Annotated in this window: 16 protein-coding genes; 8 read left to right on the top strand and 8 right to left on the bottom strand. The window is 54.2% G+C overall.

The annotated features are described in order from the left end of the window. Positions 1–64: 64 nt before the first annotated feature. From PCOSP_RS11435 to PCOSP_RS11420, 4 genes are read left to right on the top strand one after another with little or no spacing between them, the layout of a single operon-like run. Positions 65–1,021: a TIGR03756 family integrating conjugative element protein gene (locus tag PCOSP_RS11435; protein ID WP_464711227.1), complete on the top strand. Its 957-nt coding sequence runs from the start codon at positions 65–67 to the stop codon at positions 1,019–1,021. Further along, entirely contained in the window at positions 1,018–2,400 is a 1,383-nt protein-coding gene (locus PCOSP_RS11430) for an integrating conjugative element protein (protein ID WP_464711225.1), read from the top strand. Before PCOSP_RS11435 ends, PCOSP_RS11430 begins: the two co-directional genes overlap by 4 nt. Before the next feature lie 3 nt (positions 2,401–2,403). Then, complete coding sequence (locus PCOSP_RS11425; RefSeq protein ID WP_464711223.1) at positions 2,404–2,712, top strand: hypothetical protein; 309 nt, start codon at positions 2,404–2,406, stop codon at positions 2,710–2,712. Positions 2,713–2,722: 10 nt separating this feature from the next. Next, positions 2,723–4,264, top strand: a complete 1,542-nt coding sequence (locus PCOSP_RS11420) for a conjugal transfer protein TraG N-terminal domain-containing protein (protein ID WP_464711221.1) — start codon at positions 2,723–2,725, stop codon at positions 4,262–4,264. Here PCOSP_RS11420 and PCOSP_RS11415 read toward each other — a convergent pair. Further along, a complete protein-coding gene (locus PCOSP_RS11415) occupies positions 4,253–4,651 on the bottom strand; it encodes a DUF3742 family protein (protein ID WP_464711219.1) in 399 nt (132 codons plus the stop codon). The two genes, PCOSP_RS11420 and PCOSP_RS11415, sit on opposite strands and share 12 nt — an antisense overlap. A 450-nt stretch (positions 4,652–5,101) precedes the next feature. Between PCOSP_RS11415 and PCOSP_RS11410 the strand changes: the two genes are divergently transcribed. Then, a complete protein-coding gene (locus PCOSP_RS11410; protein ID WP_464711217.1) occupies positions 5,102–5,431 on the top strand; it encodes a hypothetical protein in 330 nt (109 codons plus the stop codon). Between the two features lie 130 nt (positions 5,432–5,561). Next, on the top strand, positions 5,562–6,524 hold the full coding sequence (locus PCOSP_RS11405) for an ArdC family protein (RefSeq protein WP_464711215.1): 963 nt from the start codon (positions 5,562–5,564) through the stop codon (positions 6,522–6,524). Between the two features lie 134 nt (positions 6,525–6,658). Here PCOSP_RS11405 and PCOSP_RS11400 read toward each other — a convergent pair whose 3' ends face one another. After that, on the bottom strand, positions 6,659–6,853 hold the full coding sequence (locus PCOSP_RS11400) for a DUF7740 domain-containing protein (RefSeq protein ID WP_464711213.1): 195 nt from the start codon (positions 6,851–6,853) through the stop codon (positions 6,659–6,661). 231 nt (positions 6,854–7,084) lie between these two features. Here PCOSP_RS11400 and mobH point away from each other — a divergent pair, with 231 nt between their 5' ends. Next, positions 7,085–8,809 (top strand): MobH family relaxase, encoded by a 1,725-nt coding sequence (gene mobH, locus PCOSP_RS11395; protein ID WP_464711915.1) that lies wholly within the window; start codon positions 7,085–7,087, stop codon positions 8,807–8,809. A 264-nt stretch (positions 8,810–9,073) separates the two neighbouring features. Here mobH and PCOSP_RS11390 read toward each other — a convergent pair whose 3' ends face one another. Beyond that, positions 9,074–11,926 (bottom strand): AAA family ATPase, encoded by a 2,853-nt coding sequence (locus PCOSP_RS11390; RefSeq protein WP_464711211.1) that lies wholly within the window; start codon positions 11,924–11,926, stop codon positions 9,074–9,076. A gap of 264 nt (positions 11,927–12,190) precedes the next feature. Here PCOSP_RS11390 and PCOSP_RS11385 point away from each other — a divergent pair, with 264 nt between their 5' ends. Next, positions 12,191–13,240 carry a hypothetical protein gene (locus PCOSP_RS11385; RefSeq protein WP_464711209.1) on the top strand — a complete coding sequence of 350 codons (1,050 nt, stop codon included), beginning with the start codon at positions 12,191–12,193 and terminating at the stop codon, positions 13,238–13,240. Between the two features lie 121 nt (positions 13,241–13,361). On the opposite strand, the gene PCOSP_RS11380 is transcribed toward PCOSP_RS11385, so the two are convergent. The 5 genes from PCOSP_RS11380 to PCOSP_RS11360 form a co-directional block, all read right to left on the bottom strand. Continuing rightward, positions 13,362–14,264 (bottom strand): STM4504/CBY_0614 family protein, encoded by a 903-nt coding sequence (locus PCOSP_RS11380; RefSeq protein WP_464711207.1) that lies wholly within the window; start codon positions 14,262–14,264, stop codon positions 13,362–13,364. 715 nt (positions 14,265–14,979) lie between these two features. Beyond that, positions 14,980–15,525 (bottom strand): hypothetical protein, encoded by a 546-nt coding sequence (locus PCOSP_RS11375; protein ID WP_464711205.1) that lies wholly within the window; start codon positions 15,523–15,525, stop codon positions 14,980–14,982. Between the two features lie 321 nt (positions 15,526–15,846). Further along, the gene (locus PCOSP_RS11370; protein ID WP_305444023.1) at positions 15,847–16,533 is read right to left on the bottom strand and encodes a hypothetical protein; all 687 of its coding nucleotides are present in this window, start codon (positions 16,531–16,533) and stop codon (positions 15,847–15,849) included. Then, positions 16,530–17,702 carry a hypothetical protein gene (locus tag PCOSP_RS11365; RefSeq protein ID WP_464711203.1) on the bottom strand — a complete coding sequence of 391 codons (1,173 nt, stop codon included), beginning with the start codon at positions 17,700–17,702 and terminating at the stop codon, positions 16,530–16,532. The genes PCOSP_RS11370 and PCOSP_RS11365 overlap by 4 nt, the downstream gene beginning before the upstream one ends. A gap of 7 nt (positions 17,703–17,709) precedes the next feature. Beyond that, a complete protein-coding gene (locus tag PCOSP_RS11360) occupies positions 17,710–18,798 on the bottom strand; it encodes a PD-(D/E)XK nuclease domain-containing protein (protein ID WP_274091002.1) in 1,089 nt (362 codons plus the stop codon). Between the last annotated feature and the right edge of the window lie 39 nt (positions 18,799–18,837).

The following is an 18,837-nucleotide window of genomic DNA, read 5'->3' as shown; positions in this document are numbered from 1 at the left end:
TTCTCACTGACACCCCTCTTTCGATCATTGAACCTGTCCAGGCCATACACCCAGAGCCTGGATCATGTCTGCCGCCTGCCCGCATATTTCACCCCAAAAGTTACATCCTTTGGTGCTAAGCATTCTGCTGGCATCCGGGTCGAGCGTGGCGCTAGATACCGGCAGCATTACCGCCTCCGTACTTTCTCCAGACTGCCTCGAGTACAGAGTCATCGGCATCTGCTTTTGGTTGCTCTGCACCCCCTTCGGCTGCACGATTAAAACCTCAACCAAGGTTCGTCACTTCATTCCTGAGCTGGTGGTCTCGAGCTATGCCACCACCGGTGCCAATCCTTGGACCGAGATGGCCGCCCTATCCTCTCCTATCAGTGGGGCGGAAGGAGGCGGTAACCTGATCACGCCGAACACCCAGCGCGATAATCTGCCTCGTTTCAAAAACGTTGATGGCATCGGCCATCCCGGTGGCTGGGCCGCCACGCATCTGGCCTCGCAATCCGGCTACGCCTGCGCCAGCGGCGCCACTGCGTTCATGCCCTATTACCTGAGCACTTTGGACTCACTGGCCTGGCGTCATGGCATCCCGGAAAGCCTCTACCCCGAGTCACTCGTGCCGGGAATCCGTGAAATCGGTCGTCAGCTCGCGGGAAACATGTGGGGCAACGTCTATCCCCGGCAAGGATTTTTGGTGCAACCCGACGACTTCAAAGCCGCTGCGGTGATGGCGCAGCGAGCGGGTGACGTCATTACCCTCAACTGGCAACCGCACGTGTATGTCCCGCTCACACCCGTACCACGCGATGGTTATTGGCCGCCTGGCCCGATCGTTGAAAACGACGCTTCGACCCACAAATGGCAATTGCTCTCCCCCCGGGTTCAACCCACATGCGCCATCTTCCCCAGCGATCCGGTGCAGAGCGCGGATGGCGGCTACGCCTGGTCGCTGTGGCGCCCCTATAGCTGCTGCAAGCGTGAGGGACAGACCTTCCTGTTCAGCATCGACTTCGAAGGCGGTGCTTCATGAGTCGGCTTCTTGCAGAACCATGGTTAAGCCCTATGACTTTGTTGTTCTGCGGACTGCTCGCCGTGACCACGCATGCCCACGGCGCCGAGGACGATTACCGTCTAGGCACTCAAGGCGAAGTGCTCGACGACCGGGTGATGTACACCATCGGTGGCGGCTCGGCAGCGGGCTCGCCGAGCTCGCTCTATCGCCCCAACGGCCTCGGTGTTGGCGGATCCTGGCAGGCGAACATGATGTGCGGAAACATGAGCCTCACCAACACCTTGCAAAACCAGTTGAACGGCGTCACCGAAGGTTTCCAGCAGATCATGGGCAGCATCGTGCAGAACGCGACCCAAGCAGTCATGTCGCTGCCGGCGCTGATTATTCAGCGCGCTAATCCCGGTCTCTATGAGTTGCTCAGTAACGGGGTGATGCAGGGGCGTATCGACTTCGACCGCTCCAAACTGACCTGCCAGGCCATGGCTGAGAAGATGGCGGACAAGGTCGGTCAAGCCGGCTGGGGCGCATTGGCCAAGAACCAGGAGATGCAGGGCAACCTCGAACAAACCGGCGGTGATGCGGTGGCCGCGGTGAAAAACACCGAGGCCCGTAACGGCAATAATGGGGTGTCATGGGTCGGAGGGCAGAAGGCTGGAGGTAGTGGACAAACACCCATCCGGGCAACCTCCGATGTGGTGCGCGCGGGCTACAACCTGCTGCATAACCGGTCGGTGGATGACAGCGCCTCGATCAGCAGCAGTGATTGCCTGGGCGGCGCTATTTGCCAGGCATGGACTTCACCCCAAGAGGAATCCGAATGGGCTGTTCAAGTGTTGGGCGAGACCGAAGTCGCGACCTGCGACACCTGCGAGACTCTGCGGGCTACCGCTGGCAGCGGACTGACGCCGCTGATCCAGGAGGCCTACGGTGAACATCTCAAGACCCTGCAAGGATTGCTGTCCGGTTCTCTGCCGCCTACCCCTGACAATCTGAGCAAAGCCTCCAGCCCGATGCTGCCGGTGACCCGTGGTGTGATCGAAGCCCTGCGCGACGATCCTGATCAGGAACTTCTGGCACGGCGCCTGGCCAGTGAGACGGCCCTATCCAGCGTGCTCGACAAAGCGCTCCTGCTATTACGCACTCTGTTGGCAGGCAGCCACGAACCAAACATCGCTTCCGCCGAGCCAGCCCAAACGGCCTTGACGAAAAACATCGACACTCTGGAACGTGAAATCCGCCTGCTGCAGACCGAACTGCAGGTTCGGCAGATGCTGGCCACCAACACCGCCAGCCTGGTGCTCGATCGGCATGCCGGAGGCGCCGATGCTTCGCGTACCGTCGAGCAAGGCGACCCTGAACCTCGCCGACTCAACGATGCTAACGCCAGGCGCAAGTGAGCCATGAAACGCTCACTGCTACTAACTTTGCTTTCGAGTCTGGGGATTGCCGCAGTGATGATCCTAATCGCCGCATTGGTTGCCTGGACCGGCCGCACTGCGCTGCGTAGTTTCGAGGCCTGGCAGCAAACATTCGAATCGGTGCGGCCCTATCTGCGGTGGTGGCGCGCCCTGCTCTACGGCACCGTTTTTGCGCTCTGGTGGCATCTGCTGCGGCGTTATCAACATCGGCCACAGGATCGACTGCGAGTGAAACGCATCGGGGTATTAGGGCTCGTGCTCTTTACCTGCGTCGAACTCACCCGATTGTGAGGTCACGACCATGCTCATGAGCACCAACAGCTACCTGGAGTTTTACCTCTCCCTGCTGGCATGGATCATCAACAACGGTATCTGGAACGTCCTGTTCGATACTGGACTGTTCGCCGCACCCTTCGGCGCGGTCATCTTGCAAGAGTGGTTGTCGGCCCGTCAGCAAGGCGCGGATGAAGGCAACAAAGGATTGCTCTCGGTACCTCGAATCGAGAACCGGCTTTGGCTGGCCTACATCGTCGTATTGTTCGGCTGCGCGCCGGTCTTTCCGCTAAACCTCGCCTCAATGGCGTTCGATGATGCAGCGAGCCAACGATGCGGTGTCAGTGTGGCCAAGCCAGCGGAAACCGCTTGGGGAATCACTTTCAACACCATCGGCGAACGCTCTGCCAATGTGCCAATCTGGTGGTTTCTAGTCCACGCCTTAAGCAAAGGCGTGACCGCGGCGGCCACCGCCTCCATCCCCTGTGCACCGGATATCCGACAGATGCGCATGGAGATCGACAGCTCGCGCATCGACAGTCAGGTCCTGCTGCAGGAAGTCGCCGACTTCACTCGTGACTGCTACGGCTATTCCCGCTCTCGGCTCTTCACCAATCGTCCACAGCTGGACAAGGCGCAAAGTCATGATGTGTCTTGGATCGGCTCAAGCTATTTTCTCGACGCTCCGGGCTACTACGACACCGATCGCTCACGGACACCACGAGTCAGTTGGCCCTACGATGAGACCCGCGATACTTCCTTGCCACGGCTGGAGAATGGCGCGGGCTACCCCACTTGCAAGCAGTGGTGGAGTGATAGCAGTGTTGGGTTGCGCGAGCGCTTGATCCAGCAGGTCGATCCTTCGCTGCTGACTCAACTGAAAGGTTGGCTGACTGGTCGTTCGAGCAACGAGATTGAGGATGCCACCCTGCGTGAGCTGGTCAGCCCGCGCCAGCAATCGATGTCCATGTCGCCCGGACAGGTGTACCAGGACTATGGCTCCAGTGCCCGCGGCGGGTCGATCAATCAGGGGCTTAATAACCTGGCCACCAACACTGGGCTGGCCCTCGGCTCCTTCAGCAACTTCCCGGCGATGAACGCGCTACGCGCCGCTCTGCCGATGGTGCAGGCTTTCCTGATCATGGGCATCATCATCAGCCTACCGCTGATTTTGTTGGTCAGTACCTACCAATTGAAGACCGTCATGACGGTGACGTTCGCACTATTCACGCTGCATATGCTGACCTTCTGGTGGGAGTTGGCCCGTTGGGTCGACTCCAGCATGCTCGATACCTTGTACAACCAGGTGTCGGCGTCCAATCAGGTGCTGTTGTCGCTGCCCACATCCGGATTTATGGATGGAACCGTCACGGCACAGGTGATTGAGTATGTGATGGGGGCGATGTTCATCGTACTGCCGATGCTGTTCCTTGGAGCCATGAGCTGGACGGGATATGCAGTAGGAAATGGGATTCAAGGCATGTTGGCCAATGGCAGCAAAGCCGCAAGTGATTCAGCAAGCAAAGGTACGGATCAAATAATCGGGGCTGCTAAGCGCTCAGTTAGATGACTTGCTATCGCCGATGTAGTGCCCGTTGTCGTCGAAGTCACCGATGTAGAGGTCGGCACCGAGATAGTCTGGGCCTGTTTCCGCCTCTTTAAGATCCCCATCAATGGCAGCCTTGGACAACAGGAGACCAATCACAGCAATCATCGTTACGACAGAAGCTACCAACCAGAAACCGATAAAGAGCAACCCAAGGATGAGTGCCAGCTTCGTAACCAGAAAGCTCCCTCGAACCAATAGCCCACCCGCAGGCATACCTGTCGCCACCGCACGTTTAGCCACACGAGATTCAAATCCTTTCAACCTGCGATAAACACGTTTTACCGACATACCGCATGCATATGCCCGGCGGTGTGCGCGGGAGATCTGAAGTGGCTGCTGAGCCGGCATGGTTGCGCCCTCTTCTGAGCATGTTCCTGTGGAAATCGAGATTACAGACTACTACTGAAAACCGCCCATGCTTAACCGTTTATCAGCTTGCTCGGTCGAAAAACTCTTCACTGGAAGATAGAAGACGCAGCTCGTGCACCAGCGCCTCTATCGCCGTTGACCCATCCATATCATCCAGCTACATAGAGGGTACGGATCGCTGTTATCGACAGCACCTTCCCAGGTAGCCAGAGCCTTCAAAGCTACGTCACTCCGGTGATGGTTCCCCCCAAGTGCGATTAGCGTTCGGTGGCTCGCACGGTCACGCTTCACGGTGATGAACGCCTACTGCTCTCCCGAGCGTCTTTCGAGCTCGGCTCGTCCCAAACCCTCTTGCTTTTCTTCAACCCACTGCGGGGAAATTCCTTCCCAATGGGACAGGTTTCTTCGCGCTATCAACGGAGACACACCATGTCCAACTCACTCACAAGCGAAGCACTGAACACTCTGCGCTTGCCCATTGTGTTCACTCCAGACGCGTGGCAACACGCAGTATTGCTCGATGGTTCAAGTCATCCTGAAAAGCTGCAGCTCGATAGGCTGAGCAACGTGGTACGCGCAGCCTTCAAAGCTCACCTGGCCGATCCAAACGCACCCTACGTGGTGTTCGAGATAGCCAAGTTCGGCTCAGTGAGTGATGCAGAACATGAACCATTGCTGCGACTCAGCCTCAGCCTACTTCAGGCATCAGACCAACCTAACGCCTTAGTGATAGCGCTTGCCGAAGAGCAGCAACGCTAAACACAAACGGCCATACCCGGCCACTGTTCCAACTCAGACTGTACGCAGTCTTGCACCAATCCAATCAACACCCACCGGGGAACCTTCCCCGACGGGCAAGGCGCTCCTCCGGTTTTTCGAGGGAAATGCCATGCGCAATATCTACCAAGACGTGACAGACAAGATCGTTACCGCGTTAGACCAAGGCGTAGCGCCCTGGATCAAACCTTGGTCCTCAAATGACTCAACTGACATCACTCATCACCAGCCCTATCCCATCAACGCCATCACCCAGCGTCCCTATTCGGGCATCAATTTACCGTTACTCTGGGCCGAGGCCAGGTTGCAGGGGTTCACTCAAGATCGCTGGTTGACCTTCAATCAAGCCAAAAAAGCCTGCGGGCACATTCGTAAGGGTGAGCACAGCACTCTGGCAGTGCTCTACAAGCCGATGGAGCGCGAGGAACAGACCGAGTCAGGCCAACCCGTACTCGATAAAAACGGCCAGCCCAAGGTCGCTCACTTTGGCATTCTCAGGACACATTTTCTGTTCAACATCGAGCAAACGGAGGGGCTCGAAGCGCTCAACGAAACCGTGCTCGAGACGGAACCGAGCGATCCCTTCTTCCCCAACGCTGCTGCAGAAAGTTTGTTGCGAAATTCGGGCGCAAATATCATTCATCGATTTGCCGACGAAGCCTTTTACTACCCGATCAGGGATCTCATCCAACTGCCAACAAAATCGCAATTCCACGATCAAGGTGGATACTACGCCACTGCACTTCACGAGCTGACGCACTGGACCGGACACCACTCTCGATTGCAGCGAGAAGGCGTGGTTTCTCCGTGTCCATTTGGCTCGCCAGGCTATGCCTTTGAAGAGTTGATCGCAGAAATGGGCGCCGCTTTTTTATGTGCCTACGCCGGTATACGGGGAGAGCTTCGGCACGAGGGCTATATCGACTCCTGGCTCGGCCTGCTCAAGGCTGACAACCGCGCCATCTTCCGCGCCAGTGGCCAGGCCCGATGCGCGTCGGAGTATGTCCTCAACCTGGAACAGCAACAGAAGCAGTCGGGAATGGATGACTCGCGATGCATGAACGATGGAGCTTGATCGTCACCTCACCACTGCAAACGCTTCATAGGGTCCAACACGAGTTGGACCCTTTTTCTATGCCCAGAAAAATCCCTACACCGCGGAACTCTGACGCAAAGAATATGAGGTAATCCCGTAACAGCAGCACGCCGTTACGTTTCCAGATTCTCCGCCAGGTAATCCACCAGCTCGAGTGGACTTCGGCTGTCGATCACCTTGTAGATCAGATCACGCTTGCTGCGCGGTAGCTTCTTGACCACGCTCTTCGCCGAGGCCCTGACGGCTTCGTCTGTTCCATGGATACGTGCCGCGAGCAGCAGTATGAGCGTGGCGTCAGTGAGGTTCATGGCAAGACCCGAAAAAATTCGCACCGCAGTGTACCGACACTTTCCTTTTTCGTACCAGCATGCGCATCCAACAAAACGGCACCAGGACAAATCGATATTCCGATTGCAGCACAAAGGGAAACGCGTCAAAAGGACCGGTAAGGGTTGGAAGGGAATGGGGAGTCAAGGGTAAGAGCCCTATCCGAAAAGGCTAAAAGGCCACTGACTCTGCCAATTCCCGGGAGGGCCATGATGCTCAGTCTGTTTCGGCAAAAAAGGCAAAAGCCTCCTCCGCCACCCACCGTAAACGTCGCCGATGGGTACCTGCCCATCGAATCGTCCGAGAGCTTGTTAGCAGCCGAGCATCGCCGCCAGTTGCTTGATCGCATTTGGCAGTACACCGCCCTCTCCCATCCGCAATTCAGCCAGCTCTATTTAAATCCGATTCATCGCTACGCCGAGATAGTCCAGCAGCTTCCAGCCAGCGAGACGCACCACCATGCTTATCTTGGCGGCATGCTCGATCATGGATTGGAGCTGGTCGCTTGTAGTTTGAAATTGCGTCAGTCATATCTGCTGCCGACCGGCGCCGCGCCCGAAGACCAGGCAGCCCAGACCGAGGCTTGGTCCGCTGGCATCGCCTATGGCGCGTTGCTCCATGACATCGGCAAGATTGCCGTGGACCTGCTGGTCGAACGCCAGGATGGCCGTGTCTGGCATCCTTGGCAGGGTTCCCTGGATCAGCCTTACCGTTTTCGTTATATCAAGGGTCGCGACTACCACCTGCATGGTGCGGCCGCAGGCTTGCTCTACAACCAGATTCTCGACTGCTCGATCCTCGATTGGCTCAGTGGGTTTCCTACGATGTGGGCCAGCCTGCTGTATGTCCTGGCCGGCCAGTACGAACGTGCTGGCGTGCTCGGTGAATTGGTGATGCAGGCCGACCGCTTTTCCACTGCGCAGAACATCGGTGCTAACCCAAGCAAGGCGCTGCAAGCACCCATTCATTCACTGCAACATCACTTGATCAGCGGACTGCGCCATCTGGTTCAGCACGAACTGAAACTCAACCAGCCAGGTGCCGCAGGATGGCTGACGCACGACTCACTATGGCTAGTCAGCAAGGTTGTCACAGACAAGCTGCGAGCCTACCTGCTGTCGCAATCGATTGAAGGCATTCCCTCGTCCAACCTCGCGGTGTTTGACGAGCTGCAGTCACATGGATTGGTTGAGTCCACGCCGGAAGGCAAAGCCATCTGGACCGCGCTTGTGGCACAAGGAAACTGGCAGCAGAGTTTCACCTTTCTGCGCCTTCAACCGGCACTGATTTGGGGGAACGAAGACCGGCCCGAGGCTTTCAGTGGAACGGTGAGCATTGCGGCCCATGACCACTCAACTGACGCTCAGGTACCAATACCAGCACCCGAAACAGACAGTGCAGGATCAGGTCAAAGCCAACCGCAGCCGGATCCCTTGGCACTAGCGGATGCCGATTACCTCGGCACGCTGCTGGACATGTTCGAATTGATAGACACTGAGACCAGCAATGCGCCGGCAGAAAGTACTCTCGAAACCTCAACGCCTCCATCGGATAACCCAGGCCAGGCATTCCTGAATTGGGTCAAGGAAGGCATTCTGAGCCACAAGCTGATCATCAATGACAGCAAGGCCAAAATCCACACAGTGGATGGCAGCGTATTTTTGGTCACGCCTGGTCTCTTCCAACGCTACGCGCAGGAATTTCCAGGCGTTTCGCAGAGTTCAGATCAGGAGATGGAGGAATGGCGTTGGGTGCAAAAGCAGTTCGAGAAGTTGAAGATTCACAGAAAGCGGGACAATGGCCTGAATATCTGGACATGCCAAGTGCAGGGCCCTAGAAAGAAAACAACTTTGAAGGGCTACTTGATTGAGGATTCCCAGCAATTTTTTGAAGTTATACCACTCGACAATCCGTTTCTTAAAATCGAAAGAGACTAACTTTTAACGGCCCCGTTGGTAGGAATCGAAACTCAAGTTTATTCTGAAATGCACACGCGCAGCTTTACCCCTCTGTTATTCATCCCGAGACGCTCGCCGTCTTTTCGTCAACAGCACCCCTGAGACGAACGCAGCCCTTCGCAACAGGCTACAATCGGCCAATAACTGCCTGTCGTAATCGACTAAAATAGACCCTAAGCGCCCGTTGAGTCCTCGCCGAATATGAGCCCAAAGCAGTCAGATCTGCTCCAAGCGGAACAGAGGTCATGGCAGCTCTTTAGCTTGCTCGCGCTGAGCGACGCTGGCGAGACACTGTTCAATGAACTGAAGCTCCTGGTCGAGCTCGACCGCGCGCTTTTCCAGAGCTTTCAACGCCGCCTGGTGCTCCTTCTGCACCTCTTCTGGCGCCTTGGCGAGTTTGGCAAGCTTGCGCTGCCTCCACGCGATATCATCGTTCAGGTCGGCAAGACATTTGACGCCTGATTCTCTCTTCTTAGCTGTAAATAGCTGGCACTCCAAATAGCGGATGGCGTCGTAGATTTTAACGACCTCACTGCTAGTCTTTGAGTGCACGAAGTTCAGGCTGCCCTCGTCGAAGGCGTGGTGCTCCTGGTTCTGCCCACCCCAGTTGACCAGGTCATTCTTGATGAAATTGAAGTATGACAGGTCATAGTCAATGAACGGTTCCACCAGCGAAAAGGTGTGTTCCAGGCTGACCTGCAGGTACATGCTCTTCTTGAGCTGTGATTTATTAAAGTGCGCGGTCACTTTGACTTCATTTTCTATACAGAACTCAAGCACCATGGATTCGAACCAGATACGACAATAGAGCAGCGCTTGACGCACATCGAATACCGAAAGCGCGGCAAGAATTTTCTCCTGGAAACTGCCCACGTGATCAATGACTAGAATGCCTTTGTTCGTATAACTGAGAACATTACTGGTGTACTGAACCTGCTGAGCATGACGCTGGGCAATAATACAGAAACGCTCCCAGAAAAGACGGTCATGGGTGGTGACGACCATTTGGATCCGGCGCAGGTAAGCATCGCTGAAGAACAGGTCGATGATGTTCGATCGGTGATCGGTGTCGATCGCATTGACGACGTCATCGAATACGATGAGCGGGAAATTGTTCTTCTCAGCCATCGCCAAGAGGATGGACAAACCCAGCGCTCGCAGATGTCCTTCGCTGAGCACCGCAAACGCATCAAGGAATGATCCGTCCACGCTGGTGATCTTGATCCGATAGCTATCCGCCTGGCGGTCGAAGGTCAACGACGCAATCTGCTCATGGTCATCGTCGTGGTTGTTGATCGCGCGGTAGTACTCGGCAGCCTTGGCTTCGATCCCTGTTATTCGCGCTTTCTCCAGCTCAAGCTTGTAATCCAGCAAGTCGCGGTACAGCGTTCGGTACTCAGCTTCCAGATCCTTGAGCAACTGGTTGAAGTGGCTATTGTCGACCGCATCGTTGAGCAATGCCGCTTTTCGCTTTATCAGGTCTTTCATCTGGTCGTTGGCGATCTTGAACTCGCTTATCGCCAGTTTTTTTCGGTCGAACTGCAGCTTCAGCAATTCGTCAATTTCTTTCAGCTGCGTCACTCGTTCTTCGAGGCGGGCTGCCTGGGCGTCTGCCTGGCCAACCTCCCGAAGCTTGCGCTCACAGGCGCGCAAGTAGTCCTCGATCTGATCTGCACTCCGCGCGCAGAGCTTCAGAAACGAGTCGAGAACGGACGGCGCCACTTCCGAGCGGTCGGTAGCGGCATGGAACTTTGCAAGCTCCGCCTCCAATTCGTCCATGTTCAGTGGGCAGGGAACATCGGCGTGCTCATTGCCTTTCACCGCGCCGATTCCGGTCGCGACTCGTGAAGCCCAGAGCGCGATCCGGGCGTTATTTCTCTGCCTGGATTGCTTGAGGGACTCCAGTGCACCCAACGCCTTGATCTGCTCTCGCGCCCTCTCGAACGGGTTCATCACCACCTGGTCGAGGGGCGTCAGGCATGCGGGACAAGTTTCCCCGACCTGCAACTGTTCGATGGCCGACAATGCCTCATATACGGCGCGATAATTGACCTCGCTGGCCCTCTGCAGAAACACCTTCTCGATATCGGCTCTGCGGTGGAGCAAGCGCTGGGCGATGGTACAGATACGCCTGACCTGCTTTAGCGGTATAGCGAACGGGGCCTTGGCGGCTCGCAGGCGCTCAGCGCCACGAATATGTATTTCAACCGTGTCGCGCAGCCGCAAGACCTTTCGGCGCACATCGAAGTCTTGGTCGGCCGTCAGCCCCAGCAGCCTACAACTCTCGGAAATCGATGCATGAAGGTCTGCCCTGCGATTACGCCGCAGCTGGCCCAGGCTGACCCGAGAACGTTCCAAGGTGTCCAGTGCCTCGGCTTGATCAGCGCGCAAGAAGGCTTTTAGCGAGAAGCTTTCAGGTCGGACGAACCGAGAAATGACTTCCTGGAGTTCTTCCAAACCAAACAAGGTGGCCAAGACATCACTCTCGGCACTGCCAGTATCCTTGGAGCCCAGCAACGAAAATTCTTGAAGACGGTTCCGATCAATGAAGCAGCCCGACCAGCTGATGCTTCGCTTGACTGGTAACTTGTCTGTTCCCATCAGCATGAGCTTGGCCTTCACCTCTCCCCGGGCGATGTACTGATTGACCTTAGTCTTGCGCCTGGCCGCTTCTTTGATATCGCCAGTGGTGCCGATTTCCAACGCCTCGCACAACGATGATTTACCGCCGCCATTGGGTGCGTAGAAAATGTTCTTCAGCTTGCTAAAGCGAATGAAGGTGCCTGTGTCGTCAGGGCCAAATTCTCCGAAGCCTCGAAAGTTTTTCACGCGAAGGTAATCCAACGTGCCAAGTCCAGACGGCGGTATTCGATCCAGTTCCGGCTTGCTGTCGAGCACCTTTTTGAAGCGTGCGGCGATGCGCTGATAGTTGCGCCCCAGCAACTGGTCAGCTGCCGCTGTGATGTGCGTTTTGATGTGGTCGGAATAGCGGCCCTTGCCTTGGTTCGCCTGGTACATGCACCAGAGCAGCACGAGGTAAGCGTCACTGCGTCCTTCAAGATTCTGCCTGGCAAAACTCAAAAGGTACTGGCTCATCGCGCCTCCTCCCTGATACGAATGAGCGTAGCCGGACTGAAATCAGAAAGCCATTATCGCCAAGCCAAGTGTCGGGGCTCTTTGCTATTGTTGAGCTCTGCCGATCTGGGTCTGGTACCTCATAGGACTCAGCTCTACTTCTTCATAATGTTGCTCGTTCCGTTCGGCATGGAGGAAGTGCTGCTAACACTGGCAACGCATCCTCAGCTCCTGCCTTGATCCCCACGCGACGCTCAACGCAGGATTTTTGACAAGGAATAATTCTTGAAACGCATGCCAAGAGATCCATTAAAATTCGACCCGATTGAACTATTTACCGCCGTAAGCAGGGATAATAATTACAGAATCGAAGCAGAAGAGGATATCGAAGACTTCCTAGATAAAGTTGGGAAGTCTCTCAAATCATCTCTTAAAAACCAAAACCTGCTGAACGGTAAGCGGGTCGAAGCTTTATTTGCTCATATTGCCGGAGCTTTAGGCAAGTGCGCAATGGTGAAGCAGGAAGACAGTGGTGCAATATTCGCCGCAGGAATGAATGTTCAGGCGCCCGATTACTCTATTACCTTGAATGACGGAACAAGATTTCTTGTAGAGGTGAAGAACTGCCATCATGGCGATCCCAAAGAAGACTATGAGTTTCGGAAGGACTACGTAGTACGGCTGGAGAATTATGCAAAGCTACAAGGTACAACTGTAAAATTTGCGATTTACTTCTCCAGAATCAGAAAGTGGGTGCTCTTATCCAAAGAGTCAATGACTGAACATCGGAATAAATATACGACCAACTTCATTGAAGGCTACGCCAAGAGCGAAATGATATCGCTGGGGGATAGAATGATCGGCACTAAGCCGAATTTGAGCATCGAGTTCATTGCAAAGCCCGAAGAAAAGTCAGGAGTCAACGAAGACGGACAAGCCTCAATAACAATAGGTGATGTCAAGCTGTACTGCCATGACAATGAGATTTTGACGGAAAATGAAAAGCATATTGCGTTTTATCTCATTAGATTCGGCGATTGGACTACCGACGATCCTTCGGCTGAGATGGATGGACAAAGAGTTAGGTCTATACGGTATGATTTTTACCCTGACGTACCATGGGAAGAAGACCAGGGATTTGCAATGCTAGGTTCACTGAGCTCAATGGTCACTAGCGCTTACAATGAGCATACCGTATACGAAAGTAAGATATATGCCCTCGATGCCAAGGTTAACCCTGAGGTGTTTTCAGTGCATATTCCTGATGAATACAAAGGCGACAAGCTTCCACTCTGGCAGTTTTGTATTCAGCCGAACATGGATTTCAAGATATAAAAAGGGGCCAGATGGCCCCTAACCTTATAACTGATCACCCTTCGACTACATGCTCTTCCTTGAACAACTTCAACACTTCAATACCTGTTACAATCCTGGAAACCTTAAGGGTGCCATTTGGTCAGGGTTTATCTGCGTGTAATCCTGCGAGCATTACAACAACTGATGCAGTCATGTGTAGCGCATAAGCCACAACATCATCCCTCACGTGCCTAATTTCCGGGCCCTGACCGTGGGCACTTTCATTGTTTCTTAGCGAGACAACCCCCTCCATCAGACTCACAAGGGCGGAAAGGTGACTCTGATAATACGCAGGAAATAACCGCTCACTCTGTAATATTACTATTAGACGCTTGGCGTTATCCGACGACTTGTAAGCCCAGCCACGGGCGCTGCAGATAGCCCTCATAGTGCTCTCGACGGTCTTCAGGGCTTCGTTCAAGGCCTCTTTATGCCGCCCATGCCTGTAATGCTCATAAGCAAGGATGAACTCTTGCTGAGCGCCCTCGAATCCCGGTTGCTTCAAGAATTGGATCGCAGGCTTAACTACAACCGCATGATGAAACCTTGAGTCGATTCGGATAATCTCGCCATTGATGAGTTCATAACCAACACCGTGCTCTCGAAATCTTATATTGAGATCATTGATAAAGTCACGGCACTGTTCATCATAATCAGGGTATTCACGTGTCTGATTAATGATCAGCTCTATGGCATCCATGACTCTTTCAATATCTTCCTCTTTTCGAAGAAACAGAATCAGCTCATGATAATCATCGTTTTCAGGGTCAGTCGCGATGTGATGCTTTCCGTATTCGAGACGGAGAGTCTTAACGACATAATGGACAATTTGATTGCATGTACTTAAAGTCTTGTAGAACTCGTGTTCGTCGCCGATGAGCTCGTTGAGCATATAAAGCATCTGAATGCGGAGAGGCGTTGGGAGCTTGTCGTATACATAGACGTCTGGGCCACCACCGCGTAGCCGCTTCTGACGCTTTGAAAATAGATCTGTGACTGCCATGTACCGTTCCCTGCGATCTTGGATAGCAGCATGCTAGCAGATAGCCTTGATCTTACGCCGGCGGTTGATCTCATGAATGCTCAACCAGGCTGAAACCTTATCGCTCTTGCTCATATCCCGAAGCTCGGCCGTGCCTGCCGCCAGGAGATCAAGGAAGCGCTGCCGATCCTCGCCAGAAGGAAACCAGTCCTCTATCTTCACACTGCAATGCTCTGAGTCGCTGAGAGCTCACTTGGCGACTAGATCCGCTGCAGCCCTGAAGTGATCAGCCATCCAGACCGTTTTTTCGTCAGCGTGCAATCCACGCTTTGCCAACAATTCGGTGGCATCCGAGATCTCCGCATCACCAAAGAACGCCGTTCTATCGGAAAAATAAATCCCCGTGAGTGACACCTCGCCCCCATCTCGATTTCAATACGAGGTGAAGTGCCACCCACCGGTCGTCACAACAGGAAACGGGAAGTTAATCGCGGCTTTACCGGTTATGTAGTGCTCACGCCATGGCTGGGCTTTGTTTGACGAGTGACAGCCTCAGCTTTAGCTTTCGGCCCAGCGCATTTACTGAATCGACCTAGTTGTCGTGGAGCGGGGCTCGGGTCCGCTTCTGGCCGATTTCCGCCTGTCGAGATGGGCAGCAAACGACCCGAAGCGGGCTTGCGCTGAGCGATTCGGTTGTGAGGGAAATCTGGAGACTGCGGACAGGCCGTTGGTGGCCTCAAGCTACTGGAAAAACGGCCAATTGACGTTCAGCCCGTTCTTTTGTGTGGATCTCAAGGGAAGTGTCTGCCTTTACGGCGTCGGTGAATCGCTCCATAGCTGTCACCCACTGCTCCAACAGCTCGATGCACTGAACTATGACCACGTCGTCTGGTGTGAGACCTAATTTTGGTAGCTTCGCGTGGACCTCGGCCATTATCTCTCCCTGTGGCCTACGAGGTCCGACGGAATAAAAGATTTGCTTCGCTTTTCCGTCGCGAAACAGTTTTGACTCTGAGGAGCCAGTATGGAGAAGTCCGCATCTCGCTGCGTAAAGGTCAATTGCGTCAAGAGAGATTGAGCCTGCTGATAGAAGGTAATCGTCGACCCAACGTATGAAGTCACTACGGGTGTGGTCGATATTTGCGCTGGTAAGCCAAGCCATTTTATCAATTGAACTGAACACCAGAGCCAGCGCGTGCGTGTCACAGCCGCTATGAGTCAGGACTGTGACGGCACGCATGTCGGATTCGATGGTGTTCCAAACTGCGGAGGGGATAGGCATAAAAACTCCTTAGAAAATTGTTTTGCGTCTCCACTGTTCGCCGAAAGAGCTTGGAAAACTCGAATGGGCTGCTATCCACTCTGAGTGGCGTTGCGAAGATACAGCCACGGGCTGGCATCCATATCGGATTCACCATGGCTAACCGCCTAGCGTCTGCTGTCGGCCAAAAGGGACAATTAGAGAATATAAAGTCGTCCCCTTTCCGGTTACTGGCAGTCAAAGGTCTGATGGGTGGAGCTGAGTTTTTTGAACGCCCCAAGCGCCGAGACAGCCGAGACAGGCTTGGCACATCCCGCTGCACCTCTCGTTGTCTCTGCTCATTTACCGGATCAAGAGGCCTGTCAGCAGGTGCAGGTGCTCCTCATCATCCCACGACACTGCAATCGAACCTGAGCGCGAGAGTTCAATCTGAACAGGCCTTGAGTCGTACGTGTAGACGATTTTGATCTTGTCGATCGGTGCCGCGCGGCCACCCGTGATCTCCAACAGCTTCGACATCGCGTTCCCCGTCGATGCAATATCGACCCGGTAGCTGCTTTCGATGTCGAATGTCACCGCTCCAGAAACGATCCGCTTGGCCATAACTCTTGTGAAGCGCTTGTCATCCTTGAGTTGCTGATAAATCGAAGAGATGTCCGGCTTCACGATCTCCAGTGCGAAGTTCGTCCCGGCTGCCGCTCGCATGAGCTCCACGAACGGCTTCAAATCCTTCGGTGGCGAACCCATGCAGATCGAATACCGATCCGGCCCAAGCATTTCGAAAACCATGTCGAAGCTGATGAGCGTCGAGTAACTCGATTCGACGGTTTCGCCCAGAGGGTTCGTGAACGACTGGGTGATCTCCCGCTGCTCGTGGTACCGAAAGGTTGCCTTGCCATCCAGGATCTCGATAGCCTCGACACCAACGCGATTCTGGTCGTTGAACGGCTGTTGTCGAAGTCCATGCACAAGGGTCTGAAAGTCAATGCGAGCGGTCAGAACCCAGAGTTTCAGCCGCTTTGACTTCATGTCGTCAGACTCCTTTCGATGTCATTCAGGGTGTTCTGCGCCGCCTCCTCCAGGCGGATCTTAAGCTTCTGCTCGAACACCGGCTCGGCACGTACCAGGTTTTTAGCGTATTTCCCGTTGTTGTAGTTATAGACACCTTTGACGATGTAGGAGAAATCGCAGTACTTGGTCTGGTTACCAAACTGAGCCTCAAACAGGACTAGCTCAGATCCAACGAGCTTCTCACGAGCTTTCCATCGAATCTTCCACATATAGAAGCCGTGGCCTTCAAGCTCAAGCAACTGCTTCGACTCCAGGACTCCCTTACCTTTCAGGGACGCCTTGTCGATGCGGATGATCTTGTGAATCCTGGCTTCTGGCTGCGGCCTGGCCAGTTCGGCTTCAGGGTCGCCATCCCCCACTTCCTCCCCCTCATCTTTTGACTCAACCTCAATCGAATCCTCGATCACCAGCGCATCGTCACTAAGATCCAGATCATCATCTTCTTGGTCTTTAGGGTTGAACGTGGAGACGTCGACCACATCGACCACCTCCATGTCCTTGAGATTGCGGATCAAGCTGCGAAGAAAGTTCGTCCTGATGCCCGCATCAGGGACCGCCTCCAAGGAAATGGTTCGGGTCGCCACGTCCTGATCAGTGACGATCTCGATTTGGGAATACAACTGATCTGTGATGTCCTTGAACTTGTCGTTCATGGGGCCAGTGATCTTCCAGCCACTGCCCTGCTTCTCGAGGATCACCTCCGCCGTCTTCTCAACCACCTGACGGAACTCTGCCTGACTCAGATCGAGCTTCTGGTATTTGACGGTGAGCTTGAGCTGATCACCGTGGACGGCCACCTCAGCCTGCTCGTGCTGGTCATCCACCAGCCATTCCTTGACGGAGGTGAGAGCGTCGGTCAGTTGGTCTTTAGTAACCGCTGTCGTGACGACCACGTTGGTGGTTTTCTCACGACTGTCACGGCCACCCACCAAGAGCGACAGATTCCGATAATCGTAGTAGTCATGGAATAGGGCACTGAAGCGATTGGCTAGGAATTTTTTGTCCGACTCGTTGGAGATCACGATCCCTCTGGAGAGGAAGACTTTTCTGAGCTCAGCGCTCGTCAGGCTTCGCTGCGTTAGCGCATCGTAGATCGCTTTGTCGGATGCAAAGTACAAACTACCCATTCTCATGTCAGTCTCGCTCCCATCCGATCGCTTCGGGCTTATAGTTCGGAATCGCGTGATTCACGATTTCCAGTTCGATCGCCTGCAGTTTCCGTTTGCGGTTTTCGTCTTCGCCCCACTCGGTCACATAGCTGTTGATGGCAGCATTGAAGTTGCTGAGGATGCTGCTGTGATGGTGGCGATTGGCAACTCTGATTCGGATTTTCAAGTCCTTGTTGGCGTTGAGGATCTGGAACCTGGATAGCGCGTCAAATAGGTACCTGAACTCGATCTCGGTGCTACCATCGCGGCGATAATAGATCAGATAGCCTTCGCTATACGTTTCAGTCACGTCTTTGGCTTTCTCGCAGTACGACATCACCTCTTTGTGGTGGATGATCATATACGGCGAAGCGATGAGCTCTGCGGTTGCCGCACGATCCCAGTACTCACCACTAGCCTTGTGCAAGACGAGGTCAGGGTAATAGAAGGTGTAATTTTCCTTCGGGAATGTCCCTTCTGCTCTGAGGGTGTTTACATCGAGCTGCAGCGTCTTCAGGTAATTGATTAATGAAGGTTCGACGATATGAACCTGCTGAGAATCTTTGATATGCAGATTCTCACCTTTGTAATCCTTGAAGTGATCGTAGAAATTCTTGTCGTATTCGTCATCGTGGTTATAGACGAATAGCATCCCACGAATTTCATACTTCTCACGCTTGGCCAAATGGTAGCGAGTCTGCCATTCCAGCGAAGCACGGGCACAGTCGATGGTCTTGCCCAGGGACTTGAGGGCCTTCTTGATCGAGTCCAGCGTGATGGAGCCAACCGCGTAGCTTTTCAAATCGGTATGAAGGTAGATGGCTTTGTTCAGATAAGGATCTGCGTACTTGAACACCACGTCAGTCGGGTGGGTGTGCTCAGACTTCTTCAAGGGCGCGTGTGTTTCCTTCTTCACACAGGCGAAGTTGAGGTTGGCAGGCCCCTCTTTCTTCCAGCGGAAGAAGTTGAAGATGTCGCTGGAAACGAGCTCCGCGAGCCTCGCAATTTTTTCGGTTTCGCCGCCTGACATGGTCGTTCCTGTCACGAAATGAATGCGCAGGAACGGTACCGGCAAGGAGATATTGGCCCTAGCCGTGGAGGTGCGTCCTGCTGC

This window comes from Pseudomonas sp. MAFF 730105 (assembly GCF_055380705.1).
This window is presented reverse-complemented; position numbering and strand designations above follow the sequence as displayed.

What these genes read in the sequence shown, in the direction of transcription:
- PCOSP_RS11380 (WP_464711207.1), bottom strand. Translation starts at nt 14,264, where the DNA reads ATGGCAGTCACAGATCTATTTTCAAAGCGTCAGAAGCGGCTACGCGGT.
- PCOSP_RS11365 (WP_464711203.1), bottom strand. Translation starts at nt 17,702, where the DNA reads ATGGGTAGTTTGTACTTTGCATCCGACAAAGCGATCTACGATGCGCTA.
- PCOSP_RS11400 (WP_464711213.1), bottom strand. Translation starts at nt 6,853, where the DNA reads ATGAACCTCACTGACGCCACGCTCATACTGCTGCTCGCGGCACGTATC.
- PCOSP_RS11435 (WP_464711227.1), top strand. Translation starts at nt 65, where the DNA reads ATGTCTGCCGCCTGCCCGCATATTTCACCCCAAAAGTTACATCCTTTG.
- PCOSP_RS11430 (WP_464711225.1), top strand. Translation starts at nt 1,018, where the DNA reads ATGAGTCGGCTTCTTGCAGAACCATGGTTAAGCCCTATGACTTTGTTG.
- mobH (WP_464711915.1), top strand. Translation starts at nt 7,085, where the DNA reads ATGCTCAGTCTGTTTCGGCAAAAAAGGCAAAAGCCTCCTCCGCCACCC.
- PCOSP_RS11375 (WP_464711205.1), bottom strand. Translation starts at nt 15,525, where the DNA reads ATGCCTATCCCCTCCGCAGTTTGGAACACCATCGAATCCGACATGCGT.
- PCOSP_RS11370 (WP_305444023.1), bottom strand. Translation starts at nt 16,533, where the DNA reads ATGAAGTCAAAGCGGCTGAAACTCTGGGTTCTGACCGCTCGCATTGAC.
- PCOSP_RS11405 (WP_464711215.1), top strand. Translation starts at nt 5,562, where the DNA reads ATGCGCAATATCTACCAAGACGTGACAGACAAGATCGTTACCGCGTTA.
- PCOSP_RS11420 (WP_464711221.1), top strand. Translation starts at nt 2,723, where the DNA reads ATGCTCATGAGCACCAACAGCTACCTGGAGTTTTACCTCTCCCTGCTG.
- PCOSP_RS11390 (WP_464711211.1), bottom strand. Translation starts at nt 11,926, where the DNA reads ATGAGCCAGTACCTTTTGAGTTTTGCCAGGCAGAATCTTGAAGGACGC.
- PCOSP_RS11410 (WP_464711217.1), top strand. Translation starts at nt 5,102, where the DNA reads ATGTCCAACTCACTCACAAGCGAAGCACTGAACACTCTGCGCTTGCCC.
- PCOSP_RS11415 (WP_464711219.1), bottom strand. Translation starts at nt 4,651, where the DNA reads ATGCCGGCTCAGCAGCCACTTCAGATCTCCCGCGCACACCGCCGGGCA.
- PCOSP_RS11425 (WP_464711223.1), top strand. Translation starts at nt 2,404, where the DNA reads ATGAAACGCTCACTGCTACTAACTTTGCTTTCGAGTCTGGGGATTGCC.